The organism is Pseudoalteromonas sp. 68 DY56-GL68, assembly GCF_041414825.1.
Classification (GTDB): Bacteria; Pseudomonadota; Gammaproteobacteria; order Enterobacterales; family Alteromonadaceae; genus Pseudoalteromonas.
Map to the genome: position 1 here is coordinate 129,780 of NZ_JAOCZL010000020.1, position 14,754 is coordinate 144,533.

The window sequence follows — 14,754 nt, forward strand, 5'->3', positions numbered from 1 at the left end:
GTTTTTTATCAATATTTTTAACTTTGATCGCTTCAAAAATCGTGAGTAACTTTTTTAAGTCAGTTCTCTGTGATTTCGTTCCAACAATATATTCTTGAGTAATTATTGTGCAACCATACACAGGACCAGCTTGACCTATACTTCCAAAATATATGGCTCTTACTGACTCTGGGGTATTTTCTGAAGCTTCAATAATCGGTGTTCTAGTACCTGTCCTGCTCACTGAGAAAAACTTAATTTTATCACTTTCTATCCAGCCTGCATTCGCATCCACCTGTGTCACAAGTACACCTGATGGAGGAATATCGTATACCCGAGAATCACCTTCGTATTGTGGCGGCTTACCATTAGGGGCATTAAATATTACGTGTAATCTCCCAGAAAACCCATCAGGTATGAGAATAATTTCAGGCTCACTTTCTTTTACTTCTGTACAGGCTGACAGTAACGCAACTATTAAACCTATAAGCGATATTTTGAGAAACTTCATAGAGTTACCTTTTGAAGTTGTAGAGCTCCATAGAAATTACAATGAGCAAGCCTCAACACATACCTTCAAATAGTTTTTTATCAATATTTTTAACTTTGATCGCTTCAAAAATCGTGAGTAACTTTTTGGTATTTCTTTGCTCAGCATCTGTACCAACCGTAAAGTTTTTATTTATGACTGTACAGCCGTATATTGGACCTGAATGCCCTAAGCCACCGACATAAACGGTTCGTTCAGTTTTTGGTGTATTTTCTGACGATTCATACATAGGAGTTCGCTTGCCGGACTTACTTACAGAGAAGTACTTAATTTCACTGCTTTCACTCCAACCTTCATTGGCATCCATTTGTGTTACAAGCACACCTGATGGGGGAATATGATACACCCTTGAGTTACCCTCGTATTTGGGAGGTTTACCATTTGGTGCGTTGAATACAATATATAAAGACCCTACGTATTCTTCTGGTATCAGGTAAATTGCAGGCTCTCTTTTTTTTACCTCTGTACAGGAAGATAAAAACGAGATCATGAACCCGATTGTTAGGGTTTTAAAAAAGTGAGCATACAAGGGGACTTTACTAATTTCATAGTCTGCTAATTGGAGAGTCATGCGATAATTCCATTTATCAATAAGTTAAAGTCCGTTTCGATTAGGGTAACACCGAGCTTGGTTAAAAACAAACCAAAAAACACCGTGTAGCATCTCGGTAAAGGATGATAAAACTGAATGTAGGCAACTTGCTTAGTTTGTCGTTATATTTAGTGAGAAACCTGATGGTTGTATGGCTTTAAGCTATTCAAGCAGTATCAACAGCTTGAATAGCTTTTAAAGTAAGCGGCTTAGTTTGTTACTCTTTCTAATGCACCAGCACGCCATGGTTCAATGATGATTTTGATATGATCATTGGGTTTGAACAAGGTATCAAACGCCCCTTGTACGCCGTCGATACCCACTTTTCCTGTGCGCATTTTTTGCCATGCAATTTTACCTGAAGCGATGTTCTCAAGTGATTCTGCAAATTCTTCTGGTTGATAGTAATAAGAGAAAATAAGGTCGAGCTCTTTTACTGTTGCGTAGGCAAAGTTAACGTTAAGTGGGGCGGTATGAACGCCAGTAACAACAATTTTTGCTTTTGCGGGAGCACGTAAAATGTAGTCGTTTAATAAACGGCTTACACCTGCGCATTCAAAAATAACCACTTTATTGCTACCTGCAAGTGCTGTGGCTCTAGCTACTTCATCATCAGCCATTGGGTTAACATATTCTGTGGCGCCAAATTCAAGGGCAATTTGTTTTTTGCTCTCTTGCGGATCAGAAGCAATAATATGCTTAACGCCTTGTAGTTTTAGCGCGGCGATAGCGGCAAGGCCAATCGGACCACAGCCTACGACGATGGCAGCGTCGTCAGTATTTATCTGCGCACGATTTACAGCATGTAGGCCAACAGCGAGTGGCTCTGTAATTGCTGCCGCTTCTGAAGGAACAGCATCTGGAATAGGCAGTAGTAGGGCTTCATCAACAATGAAGTACTCAGAATAAGCGCCGTATAAACCGGGTGTGACGCCAACCCCAGCACCACCAGCCGAGAGTAAAATAGGGACTGATGTAACGCGAGTGCCTATGGCCAGCTCTTTTTTTGTTTCTGGCCCGTAGCTCACAATTTCTGCGGCATATTCATGGCCGAGTAAAACTTCCTGCTCATTACTTGCTTCCTGTTCCATAGTACCTAGGTTCTTATAGATATCGAATACATCTGCTGTGTGTCGAGTAATATGAATATCAGAACCACAAATACCGCAAGCCAAGCTCTTTACGAGCACTTGACCTGCACTTGGTGTTGGAATATCAATTTGTTTTACATGTAGTTGACCATTTTGCATAGCAACAGAATTCATTTTGTTCATCATGTGTATCCTCAATTAGGCGGGGAAGGGGTCTTCTCTTTAGGATCTACATTAAGGGAAATAGCCTGAGGATATCTTTACTTTTTGCGACAAAAACATGACAAATTACGACATGGGAATGTATAGGCGGATAAACCTGTAAGCGCGGCTGTTATTCGTTTTTAAGACAAGCCCTAGGCATATAGCTTAGGGCTTGGTTAACTTAGTTAAAGTAAGACGTGTTTAAATATAAATGGGTGAAAACCCCAGCAAAGTAGCCAAGTAATATTACCGGAGACCATTTTAAATGACTGTTAAAGGTGTAAATACCTCTTGCTTGGCCCATTAATGCAACACCCGCAGCAGAGCCAATAGACAATAAACTACCGCCAATGCCTGCTGTGAGGGTTATTAAAAGCCATTGCCCATGAGACATGTCTGGCATCATTTGCAGCACAGCAAACATGACAGGAATATTATCAACAACAGCAGACATTAACCCTAAGATGATATTTGCCCCTGTTGCAGACCAGTTTGTGTAAAGTAGGTCAGACAAGAGCGCTAAATAACCTATAAAGCCTAAACCGCCTACACAGATAACGATGCCATAGAAGAATAATAAGGTATCCCACTCGGCACGAGATACGCGACTAAATACATCAAAAGGAACCACATTACCTAAGCGACTGAGGCGTTCTTTGTCGCCTTCTCGTTCAGCCATGGCACGCTTTCTGGCAAGGGAGCCTGGTAGAGTAACACGAAGAAAATAGCCAAAAAATTGTAAGTAACCAAGGCCCATCATCATACCTACAACAGGCGGCAAGCCAAAGGCTGTTTTTAGGACGACAGCAGTTAAAATAGTCAGTAAAAATAAGCATAAAATGCGGATAGCACCGCGCTTAAGTTCAACCTCATCATCTACTGTTTTAGGGTGTTTATTATTAATGAAAAAAGACATGACAAACGCGGGAATAATATAGCTGACTAATGCCGGTAAAAATAATACAAAAAATCCGGTGAATTCTATGACATCAGCCTGCCAAACCATCAAAGTGGTAATATCGCCGAAGGGACTAAACGCACCGCCAGCATTAGCAGCAATCACGATATTAATACACGACATAGCAATAAAGCGATTATCGTCGGCGGCTACCTTCATAACCACGGCACATAAAAGCAAAGCGGTTGTTAAGTTATCTGCCACAGGAGAGATACAAAAGGCCAAAACGCCACTTATCCAAAATAGTTGTTTATAGCTAAAACCTCGTACTACCAGCCAACTACGCAGGCTATCGAATAATCTTCGCTCTTCAAGTGCATTGATATAAGTCATCGCGACTAATAAAAATAGCATTAACTCAGAGAATTCGAGTAAAGCATGACGAAATGCATCGGTACTTAACTCAGACATATTTTGCGCGCTGTACTGCCAGGCAATGAGTGTCCAAATAACACCTGCCGCGACAAGCACGGGTTTTGATTTACGTAAATGGATTTTTTCTTCAAGAATAACTAATACATAGGCAAAGATAAAAATAACGACACAGATGATGCCGACAGGGTGGGTAAGTAGGTCAATGGCACCGACTGATTCAGCTTGTGCATAACCGCTAAACCCCACTAAGGAAAGTAGAAATCCTAGCATTAGTTTATTCATTTATATGTTCCATTTAGTTCATTTTTAATTTCATCACAAAGACTGTGAATGTAGCTGGTGGCTATTTTAGATTTATTCTGGAATTTATGTAATAAACAAGTAATAAAAATGTAGGTATATTGAATATAAATGGGAGTAATGTTGAATATGCTTGGTGCTAAAGGCGTTTTAAGGTGATTTGTGGGGGGAGTGTAAGCACTAAGAGAGCCATATGTTAGCCCTCTTAGTGTCAGTTTGCTTATGCGAAGTGTTTCTCTAAATCATCAGAGTCACCAATGTGCTCTCCACCGATAAATACTTGTGGTACCGTTTCGCGGCCAGACATTGCTTTTAAGCTGGTAAGTGAAGCGTCTCTTCCTAAAATAATTTCTTCATACACATAGCCTTTACTTTCTAACAATGTTTTTGCCTTTGTGCAATATGGGCAGTTAGGCTTGGTAAAAAGACTAACAGGTTTTGGTTTTACCTGCGCTGGGTTAATGTACTCAAGCATGGTATCAGCATCAGAGACTTCAAATGGGTCACCTGGCTTTTGTGGCTCAATAAACATTTTTTCGATAACGCCGTCTTTTACTAGCATAGAATAACGCCAGCTACGTTTACCAAAGCCTAAATCATTTTTATCGACTAGCATGCCCATACCATCGGTGAATTCGCCGTTACCATCGGGTAGTAGCGTGATATTTTGCGCTTCTTGATTTTGTGCCCATGCGTTCATAACAAAAGTATCGTTAACCGAAATACAAACGATGTCATCGACACCATTTTGCTTAAATACCGGCGCAAGTTCGTTATAGCGTGGTAAGTGTGTTGATGAACAAGTTGGTGTAAATGCGCCAGGTAATGCAAACAGTACAACAGTTTTACCTTTGAAAATATCATCACTGGTCAGTGATTGCCATTGCTCATCAATGCGTGTTGCGAATGTAACGTTAGGGACTTTTTGACCTTCAATATTGTTTAACATAGTTTTAATTCCTCTTGATTAGTTGGGTGTTATTATGAGGTTATATAGATAATAGTTCCAATCGTTTGTTTTTATTACTATGATAGTTAAAAGCTATTGATGGTTGGTGAGTACTATGAACTTAAAAGATTTGGAATATGCAAAAGCGGTGGCTCAGTTTAAGCACTTTCGAAAGGCAGCTGATGCCTGTTATGTGAGCCAACCAACTTTGAGTGGTCAAGTTAAAAAGCTTGAACAAGAACTTGGGGTAACTATTTTTGATCGCTCCACTAAACAAGTGACAGTGACTGTACAAGGTCAACGGTTACTTGAACAAATTAACGTAATCCTTGAGCAAACCCAAGTATTGAAGGAAATTGCTGCAAGCTCCCATGATCCCCTTAAAGGCAAAATAAACGTAGGTATTATTCCCACTATTGCACCTTACTTATTGCCAACCTTGCTCACGTCAATGAAACAAGCCTTTAACGACACTCATTTTTCATTTATTGAAATGCAAACCGCGCAAACACTTATCGCCCTTGATAACGGAGAAATCGATATTGCAATTGTCGCTGATGTGCCTGACCTCGCTAATTACCATGTATCAGCATTATACAAAGAAGACTTTTTAGTAGCTGTATCTGAGCAGCATGCATTAGCTAACAAAGAGAAAGTTGCACTTACTCAGCTAAGTGATTGTGACTTACTTATGTTAAACGAAGGGCATTGCTTTAAAGAACAAGCTGAGCAATTTTGCTTTTCGGCAGGGGTTGAAGTTTCAAACCAATACAAGGGCAATAGTATCGAAACCCTACTTGCTTTGGTCGCGATGGACGATGGTATTACATTTGTTCCCAAACTTGCTTGCACGACGCGAGAGGGAATTAATTATTTGGCAATAACACCTAATCAACAACGACAAGTTGTTATTGCAACCCGTAAGCACTACCCACATATTGCGGGAGTAGAGCAATTAGCCGCTTGGCTAAATGCTCATAAAGGGTTACAGCAACATTTACTCGCCACCAGCTAATTCAACAATATCGTTTATTTGAATGTTGGGTAATGGCTGCTCATCAATACTCATGGCAACAGCCGACTGCTGATAGAGTTGGGTAATTTTCACTTGATTAAGGGTAGTGATCTTATGTGGTAGTTTATTACCTTGCGCATCTGTCATGTAGTTATGATGAGCAATATTTAATAACTCCCCTTGCTGTAAGCCATGCGCTTTACCAAGGTTGATTATTAATTTGCCATTCTCAATATGCAAAATTTTGCCTTGCGTAGGTAAACAAGCCATAGCCGCTTGTAAGTCATAGGTGAGGGTTTGGTTTACCTCACTGATGGCTTGACCATAATCGGTTTCCCAAAAGCGGTCGCTATACACATCAATGATATCGGTTTTTTTGTATGGCCAAATTCCCTCAGTTTGGTAACTTTTCTGCCATAGCTTTTCGTAAGTGGTGCCATCAAATAAAACATAATCGGCTTTATAAGCACGTTTAAAGCTATCATCTTGCCAAAATGCATAATCGTTATTGAGTTTACGGTTTACCGATAAATCGCGGATACGACTGAGTAATACATATTGTGAGTTACTACGACTGGTTATCTCTTCGAGTAATGCATCGCTGTAGTCATATTGTTGGGTGAAAAAATGATCCACGCGCAACGGCACATTGTAATATGCTGTCGGTTTTGCGGCCATTTGCGTATTACTTAAGCGAGTATAAAGCTGTTCACTAATAGCTTTATTGACGTCAAAAATTTGGCCCATTCTCGCTTGCTCTCTGTTAGCCAACTGACTTTGTGTTATTGCGATGAATTTAGCATACTTATTTGCAGGGCATTCTTCAGCTTCTGGAAAAATATCTAAGCGAAGTGTAATTGCATAGGTATCGTTATGACGATCTTCGCTAATAAGCTCTATTTTTTGGATCTCACCATGGCTACTAATTTTAAGCTGATCTTGCGTCAAAACTCCGTCTACTAAGGTTTGTACAGAGCTAACACGCGCCCCTGAAAACACTAATGCTTGGGTTATCGCATCTTTCATTGCGGCAGATTTGGCTTGACTTGTATCACCATCTTTAATCACTGCATGGCCTGTAGATTCAAACCATTGAGCTAAACTATTGTTAGAAAAAACAAGAGTAAAGGCCAGCCCCATGCTGTATAAACTCGTTTTTAATAGACACTTCATGCAAATACCTAGCGACACTGTTCATTGATACCAAGTACCGAGCAAGTAATGTACCAGATTGGCACTAAACGTGCATATTTGTAGAAAATGAGTTTTTAACGGAAACAAGTTATGCGAGCAATGTTAGTTTGTGGCCTAGCTGCCTGTATTGCACTAAGTGGTTGCAGTAGTATTTTTGATAAACACGTAGAGTACACTTATATCGAGCCTGATGACTACCCGATTTTAAAAGCCGTTGGTTATGCACCCATTAGTGCTCAACCGAGTGATAACAAATCACAACGAACTTTACTTGCAATTAAAGCCTCAAAACTTGAAGCATATCGTGAGTTAGCTGAACAGGTTTATGGGCAAAAGATTTCCGCAGGGACGACGGTACAAAACAGCATTGCACATAACGATCAGCTACAAAGCAAAGTGCAGGGTGTTATCAAAGGTGCTCAGGTCATTAAAACGTATGCGGTGGGCGACACTTACGCCACAGAGTTGCAACTCGACATGAAACGAGTACATGACTTATATATTGGCGAAATCAAACCGCGTGAAGTAAAAAAAGTGACTTATTATTAAGTACTAAATTCTCATAGTTGCAGCTTGGGTGCTATGCTTTTAAGACTGTTAGTTTTAACAAAAGCATAATGGCATTAACATATCATTTTAACCAAGCTTTTCTCCTTTTAGGAATTGTCTATGCTGTTTAGAGCATATGCGATTGCCTTTAATCAAACTTGGCGCAGTCATGCCTGCTGGTTAACCGTTGTCATTATTCTATGCTTAAGTCACTCTGCAATAGCTGATCGCTTAGTTATTGAATTTACCACTTTTATTCAACAGATGCAGCAGCGTTTCGGTGCCAATAGGGTCACTGTTGCAAGGCAGTGGCAAGGAATGTTGCAGCAGGCTTCTAATTTACCTGAACAACAACAGGTACTTGTTGTTAACGAGTTTTTTGCCCGTAGTCTGCGTTATCAAACTGATATTCAATTATGGAAGCAAGAAGACTATTGGGCGACCCCTCTTGAAACGCTTGGTAAAGGATTAGGTGATTGTGAAGATTACGCAATTGCCAAGTATATAAGCCTCAGAGCACTTGGTGTGAGTGACGATAAATTACGGCTTATCTATGTAAAAGCTCAACTACCTGGTACGCGAAAAACACAAGCGCACATGGTACTTGGCTACTTTACACACCCGAATGCACAACCACTTATTTTAGATAGTTTAATTGTAAAGGTATTGCCTGCTGCTAAGCGGACCGATCTTAGTCCTGTTTTTAGCTTTAACAGCAAAGGCTTGTGGGCCAATAATTCAACAAAGAGTGTGGCCGATCCTACTGCTAGGCTATCACGGTGGCGTCATATATTAGAGCAATCACGCAAAGAAGGAGTGCGATGGTGAAGGTATTTAATCTATTTAGACTCAAACGAAATAAAACCATTACCTTAAAGCAAGAGCTATGGATTGCTATTTTGCTATTAATCATTATTGGTTTTGTGAGTAGTTTGTTGATCAGTACTAATTCTGCAAAAGAGTACTTTACGACTGAGTTGCGAATGAAAAATATAGATAATGCCAACTCACTCGCCTTGATGTTGAGTCAAATGAGTAAAGACCCTGTTGAAATAGAGCTTTTAGTATCCGCCTCATTTGATACCGGTTATTACCACCGAATTGAGTTACAAGACCCACAAGGTAAAACAATAATTAAACGCCTTTATACGGGGGAGCTTACTTTAAACGCACCGAGTTGGTTTAGGCACTTTTATAAGTTAGAGGTTGCGCCGGGTGTTGCTCAAGTGAGTGATGGCTGGCAACAATTTGGTACTTTGTATGTTGAAAGCCATAGCCAGTATACGCAAGATGCTCTGTGGAAAAGTGCTGTACATTTATTCTTTAGTTTTTTAGTTGTTGCAGTGGCGGCTTGTATTGCAGGGGCTTATTTTCTATCTAAAATTCTAAGTCCACTCAATGATGTAATGAAACAAGCGGTGGCATTAAGTGAAAAACGCTTTATAAAGTCAAAAGTACCGCGCACCTATGAGTTTGCTAAGCTTGTGTCATCAATGAATTTGTTGTCGACACGTTTTAATCGCATTACTAAAGAAGATAATCGTCGCTTAGAAGAAATTCGTTTTAAAAGTCAACACGATGACTTAACAGGCCTTGCTAATCGAGAATACTTTAATGCAACTCTTGATACCTTTTTAGAAAACTCACAAGGACATGGGGGGCTCTTTTTATTCAGAGTGATAAATTTGGATACATTAACAGAGCAAGTTGGTCGCGTTGAAATGGTGGACTTTTTACGTCGTTTTTCAGAGTCATTAGTTTCTTTTTTAGAGTCGAATGAAGACAGCTTTAGGCAAAGCCAAATTGCACGTATGTCCCATGTTGATTTTTTAGTGTTATTTAGCGATGTGAGTAATCTCACAGCCTTGAGTGAGCAGATTTTAAAGTCCCATGAGCAACTTGTTGCAGATCATAAATCAGTAGAGCTTGCGGTATCACACAGTTGTACACACATTGAAGTTGATGACACCCGTGCCACACTTTTAAAACGAGTCGACCAGTGTTTGAAGGTTGCCGTTGCAAAACCAGGTTGCTGTGCTTATGTAGATGAAAAACAACAAACGCAAGACAACCATAATGATATTGATACTTGGCGAGAAAGATTAGAGTTTGCGCTGAAAGAAAACCAATTAGAAATCGCGTTATTTCCCGTAACAACTTTTGATGAGCGCTTAATACAACAACAAATTTCTTTAAGTTTATTAATTGAAGGCGAAAAATATCGCTTTGGCTTTTACTTTCAATGGGCTCAGCGTTTGCATTTATTAGCTCGCCTTGATTGGAGTTTAATGAAACTAATGATTAACGAGTATGGCCAGATTCAAGGGGATACGCTTTTAGGAATGGAAGTTTCAGCTGAAACTTTACAAGATGATATGGCGGTGGCGTCCATTTTAACAGGGTTATCTGCGTATCCTGCACTTGCTAAGCGTATATGCTTTGAGGTGCGAGCAAATTTCGCAATTAAAGAATTTGCCTTGTTTAGAAGCTTTTGTTCACAAGTTCATAGCATTGGCGCTAAAGTCGCGCTTAAGCGTGTGGGGGCTGAGTTTACTAAATTAAATAAAATCCAAGAGCTTGGTTTAGAGTTAATAAAAATAGACAGTGTTTATTGTCATAACATAAGCTTTAATGAAGATAACCAAAGTTTTCTTCGCGGTGTGTGTTCACTTGCGCACTCTTTAGGCATTAAAGTGGTAGCAGAAGGGGTTAAAAACCCAAGTGATCAAACTATACTGAAGGGGCTAGGCTTCGATGGGCTTGTTGCGGTTGAAGGCAAGAAAGATTAATGGCCTTTAACCGCTAACATTAACTGCATGCGGTCTCGCACATGTAGCTTATTGAAAATAGAACTCATATGTTCTTTTACGGTGCGCTCTGTGATATTCAACTTTTGTGCGACCTGTTTGTTTGTTGCCCCCGTCACAACTTCATCAACGACCTGTTTTTCTCGATTTGTTAGGCATGTTAAATCGCAATTGTGTTGGTAGTGAATTTGCTGATTAGACAGCACCCCAACTAAGTTTGATAACAGTTGCCCAGGTAGCCAAATACCTCCTTTACTCACTGTTTCAGCAACTTGCTCAATAATTGCTTTACTGGCGTATGCTTCTATATAGCCACGAGCACCGTGTTCTAATGCTTTACATAGCTGAGAAATATTAAGCTCAGTTGTCATCACTATCACAGGAATTCTTTGCTCGGTGAGTTTCGACAGAAGATTGAGCCAATCAGGTGTCTCTGCAAGTAGCCAAATTAGGCTATCAGCCATTAGCCGTTTAGGCACTGATGTTTGTACGCTACAGTCAGCAAATGCAGATTGCCAATGTGGAGAGACAAGTTCATCTTGTGTAATAAAAACACTCCTGCGCATAGTTACTCCATTACACTGGCGTGAAGGGCATTCATAGTTTACCTCTCGGTCATGGCTAATGAGGTTGCTCTTAAAATGGGTTTAAATAAATACTCAAGCACGGTTTTTTTTCCGGTAATAATATCGACCTGAGTTGTCATGCCAGGGATAATCGTTAGATTGTCGGCAAAGTGGTTTCGGTTCGTTTTCAATTGCACTAAATAAAAAGTGTTATCTCTATCATCGGTGATAGTATCAGCACTGATGTGAGTTACCTGGGCTTCAAGGCCACCATAAATAGCAAAGTCATAAGCACTGAACTTGATCATAGCCTCTTGCCCTGGCTGCAAAAACGCAATATCTTTTGGTAAAATTTTCGCTTCAACAACGAGCTGGTCATCTAAGGGAATAATTTCCACAGCATCACTACCAGGTTGTAAAATGCCGCCAACTGTATTTACTAATAAGCGTTGAACGGTCCCATTGACGGGGGAGCGGATCTCAGTTTGCGTAACCTTATCTGCCAATCCTGACTCTGTTTCTTTAATGGCATCAAGGCGAAGGAGTGCTTCTGAAAGTTCATTACTCCAACGGTTAATCATCGCAAGCTCTACTTCAGTCACTTTATTTTTTGCTTCATTGATAGCCGATAAACTTCGGTTTATTGCTGCTTTTGTTCGATTTATCTCACCTGTGTGCTCTACAACTTGGCGCTCCAAACGGATTATATCTATATCAGATACGGCACCTGAACGAAGTAATGGCCGTGTCACAGAAAGTTCTCTGTTCGCTAAACTGAGAGAGTTAGTGTGTTGTTGCAGTGCGGCTCTCGCTTCGGCATAGTCTTGGCGACGCTGCTCTAGTTGGCGCTTATGGATTGTAACTTGTTGTGTCAGCTCTTGATTACTGCTCTCAAACATGGCTTGTTCGTGTGCAACGGCATCCGGCGCTTTTTCGATTAAGTCGGGAGTAAACTCAAGTGGCTTTTTTTTAGTGAGCGCTTTAAGTCGCTCAACTTTCGCTGTTAGAGATAAAATTTTTGCTTGGTTTTCTCTAAATGAAGAGATAAAACGAGTTGGATCTATCTTCACCAATACATCACCCGCATTGACGATTTGTCCTTCTCGAACAAAAATTTGCTCTACCATGCCACCGTCGTATGATTGTACAACTTGTAGTTTATGAGAGGGGATCACTCTGCCTTCACCACGTGCAACTTCATCTAAGTGGGCAAACGCTGACCAAACAAGTAAGGCGACGATAGTTAAGCAAATTAAATACAATAATACTCTGGCACTGGCTGGCTGTTGTTGCATTTTCTCCCATTGCGCGTCAACAACCCAATCTTGAGTATTCGGCGGTGATAACCAACGAGAAAACAAATATGAAAATATAGATGGACGCTTTGCTTTTTGCTTATCCATCGCTTTATTCAAACGTTCGAATGAGCGTTGTTCAATTGGTAAGTCTTTTTTACTCATGATACTTTTCCAACCGTATGAGTCGACAAAGCAGATAAAACTTGGGATTTAGGTCCATCGGCTACAACTTTACCGTTATCTAATACGATGACCCGATCAACAAGCTCTAGCAGTGATGTTCTATGTGTAACAACAATCAGAGTCTTTTCTTGGCAGCTACGTTTTATGTTATTAATGATCTTAGATTCACTATTATGATCCAGTGCTGAGGTAGGCTCATCCATTAATAAAATCGGTGGATTGTTTAGTAAGGCTCTGGCGATCCCAACCGCTTGGCGTTGACCACCAGAGAGTAGGCGACCCTGTTCACCTACTTGCATATCAAATCCGTCAGGGTGTGAATTAATTAACTCAAATAACTGGCTTTGCTGGCACGCAGATAAAATTTGCTCGTCTTTTGCATGCCATGCACTTAGCGTTATATTGTCTTTTAAGGTGCCAAAGAATAGTGAAATTGTTTGGGGAACATACCCAATATTATGACGAAGCTCTGCAGGGTCAATTTGGTGAATATCATTGTTATCAATTAAAATTGATCCAGAATTGGGTTCATAAAGACCTAAAATAAGTTTTTCTACAGTGCTTTTTCCTGAGCCATTACGCCCTAAAATAGCGACTTTTTCACCTGCCTTTATTTTGAAACTTACACCGCATAACGCTTCATTGCTTTCATCTGAGTATTTGAATCGTACATCGTTAAACTCAATATCTCCGAGTAATACAGGGTGGCTTAGCCAGTGTTTACCAGGGGGGCGTTCGACTTCTTTTTCCATTATTTCATTTAATGAATGCATAGCAATTGCTGCATGATGGAACTGGGCAAGTACCGCCGCTGATTGGCTAATGGGTGCCATAGTTCGAGACGACAATAAATAGGCTGCAATTAGCCCGCCTTGGGTTAAGTCGCCTTCTATAATGAGATGCACACCAATCATCATGATCACCACACCGACACACTGCTGTACCCACGCGCCTGCATTGCTGATTGAAGATGAAATGAGGCGACTTTGAGCATTAACTCTAGCAATGTAAATTGTTGATTTTTCCCAATTAGATTGAGTTTTACATTCACTGTGAAAGCTTTTTACATCTTCAATGTTTGTTAAACTTTCTACTAGGACTGCATTTCGCATTGAACTGGCTTTCATTGTTTGCTCAGATAAGCTTTCAAGCTTTCTGTGTGCTGCTAATGCATAGCTCAGCAAAAGCACTGCGCCGATGATAATTGGCAGGCTAAGCTCTACCCCAATAATGGCAATAACAACAAGAAATAAAAGCACGAAGGGAAGATCAACGAGCGCAATTAAAGTGATCGAGCTAAAAAAGCTGCGAACGGCCTCGAAAGACTGAATATTACTCGCAAAGGAACCGGCTGATGTAGGGCGGTTCTTTAGTTTCATACCCAAAACTCGCTCCATGATTACCGCCGACACTTTTACATCAATTCTACTTGCGGCAAGCTCGACAAAATAACTGCGCACCAGTCTTAGTATGAAATCTGCGGTCAGAGCCAGCAGCACACCGATTGCTAACACCCACAGTGTTTCTGTCGCATGATTTGGTACAACACGGTCGTAGACGTTCATCACAAACAGTGGCATAGCAATAGAAAGTACGCCAAGTGCGATAGCGGAGACAATGACATCTTTATAAAGGGTTCGGCATTCTTTTATCACTCCCCAAAACCAGCCATCTTTTGATAGCTTTTGCAGTACCGGTGAGCGTGCATCGAAGGCAAATTCAGGTTGTGCATAAATGATCATACCTGAACTTGTTTCATTCAATTCATCAAGGCTTATTGTGACGGCAGAATCACTTAATTCTGGGTATATTACTTGTGCGGTATTATCTGTCAGGTTCAGCTTAGTGATAACACATGCTTGATTGTTCTGTAAGATTAATACAGCGGGTAATAAAGCCACATTGAGATCGCAAAGTGCTTTATGAACAACTTTGGTTTTAAAGCCTATCCGTTTCGCTGCACGTGAAAATCCGGAGGGATTTAATAAACCATTTTCCAGAGGCAAGCCGCTTAATAACGTTTCTCGGGAAAATTCGCGATCATGATAACGGCATAAAATCTCAAGGCAGTCTACAAGGCTACCACCATGGTTGAGTGCGTCATTTTCTTGCATACACTATCCATACATTAATTTACTGCTTAG

General features: G+C 40.5%; 13 protein-coding genes. 4 read left to right on the forward strand and 9 right to left on the reverse strand.

Translation table 11 applies throughout. The features are described 5' to 3' along the window. The 5 genes from NYF15_RS12440 to NYF15_RS12460 all read right to left on the reverse strand — a co-directional run. Positions 1-490: hypothetical protein (locus tag NYF15_RS12440; RefSeq protein WP_371353741.1), on the reverse strand; the 490-nt coding region annotated here is incomplete at its 3' end. A 52-nt stretch (positions 491-542) separates the two neighbouring features. After that, positions 543-1,100, reverse strand: a complete 558-nt coding sequence (locus NYF15_RS12445) for a hypothetical protein (RefSeq protein WP_371353742.1) — start codon at positions 1,098-1,100, stop codon at positions 543-545. Between the two features lie 230 nt (positions 1,101-1,330). Beyond that, entirely contained in the window at positions 1,331-2,398 is a 1,068-nt protein-coding gene (locus tag NYF15_RS12450) for a zinc-binding dehydrogenase (protein ID WP_371353743.1), read from the reverse strand. Positions 2,399-2,597: 199 nt separating this feature from the next. Next, positions 2,598-4,031 carry a sodium:proton antiporter NhaD gene (nhaD, locus tag NYF15_RS12455; protein WP_371353744.1) on the reverse strand — a complete coding sequence of 478 codons (1,434 nt, stop codon included), beginning with the start codon at positions 4,029-4,031 and terminating at the stop codon, positions 2,598-2,600. Positions 4,032-4,269: 238 nt separating this feature from the next. Continuing rightward, positions 4,270-4,998, reverse strand: coding sequence for a glutathione peroxidase (locus tag NYF15_RS12460; protein ID WP_371353745.1), 729 nt, complete (start codon positions 4,996-4,998; stop codon positions 4,270-4,272). Between the two features lie 115 nt (positions 4,999-5,113). Here NYF15_RS12460 and NYF15_RS12465 point away from each other — a divergent pair, with 115 nt between their 5' ends. After that, positions 5,114-6,013 (forward strand): LysR substrate-binding domain-containing protein, encoded by a 900-nt coding sequence (locus NYF15_RS12465; RefSeq protein ID WP_371353746.1) that lies wholly within the window; start codon positions 5,114-5,116, stop codon positions 6,011-6,013. On the opposite strand, the gene NYF15_RS12470 is transcribed toward NYF15_RS12465, so the two are convergent. After that, positions 5,996-7,186, reverse strand: coding sequence for a flagellar assembly protein FlgT (locus tag NYF15_RS12470; RefSeq protein WP_130150448.1), 1,191 nt, complete (start codon positions 7,184-7,186; stop codon positions 5,996-5,998). The genes NYF15_RS12465 and NYF15_RS12470 overlap by 18 nt on opposite strands. Before the next feature lie 111 nt (positions 7,187-7,297). On the opposite strand from NYF15_RS12470, the gene NYF15_RS12475 reads away from it, so the two are divergent. The 3 genes from NYF15_RS12475 (at position 7,298) to NYF15_RS12485 (ending at position 10,545) form a co-directional block, all read left to right on the forward strand. Beyond that, positions 7,298-7,756, forward strand: a complete 459-nt coding sequence (locus tag NYF15_RS12475; protein WP_062569692.1) for an LPP20 family lipoprotein — start codon at positions 7,298-7,300, stop codon at positions 7,754-7,756. Positions 7,757-7,876: 120 nt separating this feature from the next. After that, positions 7,877-8,584, forward strand: a complete 708-nt coding sequence (locus NYF15_RS12480) for a transglutaminase-like cysteine peptidase (RefSeq protein WP_371353747.1) — start codon at positions 7,877-7,879, stop codon at positions 8,582-8,584. Further along, on the forward strand, positions 8,578-10,545 hold the full coding sequence (locus NYF15_RS12485; RefSeq protein WP_237118121.1) for a LapD/MoxY N-terminal periplasmic domain-containing protein: 1,968 nt from the start codon (positions 8,578-8,580) through the stop codon (positions 10,543-10,545). The genes NYF15_RS12480 and NYF15_RS12485 overlap by 7 nt, the downstream gene beginning before the upstream one ends. On the opposite strand, the gene NYF15_RS12490 is transcribed toward NYF15_RS12485, so the two are convergent. From NYF15_RS12490 to NYF15_RS12500, 3 genes are read right to left on the reverse strand one after another with little or no spacing between them, the layout of a single operon-like run. Then, positions 10,542-11,129 carry a response regulator transcription factor gene (locus NYF15_RS12490; protein ID WP_130150451.1) on the reverse strand — a complete coding sequence of 196 codons (588 nt, stop codon included), beginning with the start codon at positions 11,127-11,129 and terminating at the stop codon, positions 10,542-10,544. The two genes, NYF15_RS12485 and NYF15_RS12490, sit on opposite strands and share 4 nt — an antisense overlap. Before the next feature lie 38 nt (positions 11,130-11,167). Continuing rightward, the gene (locus NYF15_RS12495) at positions 11,168-12,589 is read right to left on the reverse strand and encodes an HlyD family type I secretion periplasmic adaptor subunit (protein WP_130150452.1); all 1,422 of its coding nucleotides are present in this window, start codon (positions 12,587-12,589) and stop codon (positions 11,168-11,170) included. After that, positions 12,586-14,724: a type I secretion system permease/ATPase gene (locus NYF15_RS12500; protein WP_371353748.1), complete on the reverse strand. Its 2,139-nt coding sequence runs from the start codon at positions 14,722-14,724 to the stop codon at positions 12,586-12,588. Before NYF15_RS12500 ends, NYF15_RS12495 begins: the two co-directional genes overlap by 4 nt. Positions 14,725-14,754 lie beyond the last annotated feature (30 nt).

What these genes read in the sequence shown, in the direction of transcription:
- NYF15_RS12470 (WP_130150448.1), bottom strand. Translation starts at nt 7,186, where the DNA reads ATGAAGTGTCTATTAAAAACGAGTTTATACAGCATGGGGCTGGCCTTT.
- NYF15_RS12500 (WP_371353748.1), bottom strand. Translation starts at nt 14,724, where the DNA reads ATGCAAGAAAATGACGCACTCAACCATGGTGGTAGCCTTGTAGACTGC.
- NYF15_RS12450 (WP_371353743.1), bottom strand. Translation starts at nt 2,398, where the DNA reads ATGATGAACAAAATGAATTCTGTTGCTATGCAAAATGGTCAACTACAT.
- NYF15_RS12445 (WP_371353742.1), bottom strand. Translation starts at nt 1,100, where the DNA reads ATGACTCTCCAATTAGCAGACTATGAAATTAGTAAAGTCCCCTTGTAT.
- NYF15_RS12460 (WP_371353745.1), bottom strand. Translation starts at nt 4,998, where the DNA reads ATGTTAAACAATATTGAAGGTCAAAAAGTCCCTAACGTTACATTCGCA.
- NYF15_RS12485 (WP_237118121.1), top strand. Translation starts at nt 8,578, where the DNA reads ATGGTGAAGGTATTTAATCTATTTAGACTCAAACGAAATAAAACCATT.
- nhaD (WP_371353744.1), bottom strand. Translation starts at nt 4,031, where the DNA reads ATGAATAAACTAATGCTAGGATTTCTACTTTCCTTAGTGGGGTTTAGC.
- NYF15_RS12490 (WP_130150451.1), bottom strand. Translation starts at nt 11,129, where the DNA reads ATGCGCAGGAGTGTTTTTATTACACAAGATGAACTTGTCTCTCCACAT.
- NYF15_RS12465 (WP_371353746.1), top strand. Translation starts at nt 5,114, where the DNA reads ATGAACTTAAAAGATTTGGAATATGCAAAAGCGGTGGCTCAGTTTAAG.
- NYF15_RS12495 (WP_130150452.1), bottom strand. Translation starts at nt 12,589, where the DNA reads ATGAGTAAAAAAGACTTACCAATTGAACAACGCTCATTCGAACGTTTG.
- NYF15_RS12475 (WP_062569692.1), top strand. Translation starts at nt 7,298, where the DNA reads ATGCGAGCAATGTTAGTTTGTGGCCTAGCTGCCTGTATTGCACTAAGT.
- NYF15_RS12480 (WP_371353747.1), top strand. Translation starts at nt 7,877, where the DNA reads ATGCTGTTTAGAGCATATGCGATTGCCTTTAATCAAACTTGGCGCAGT.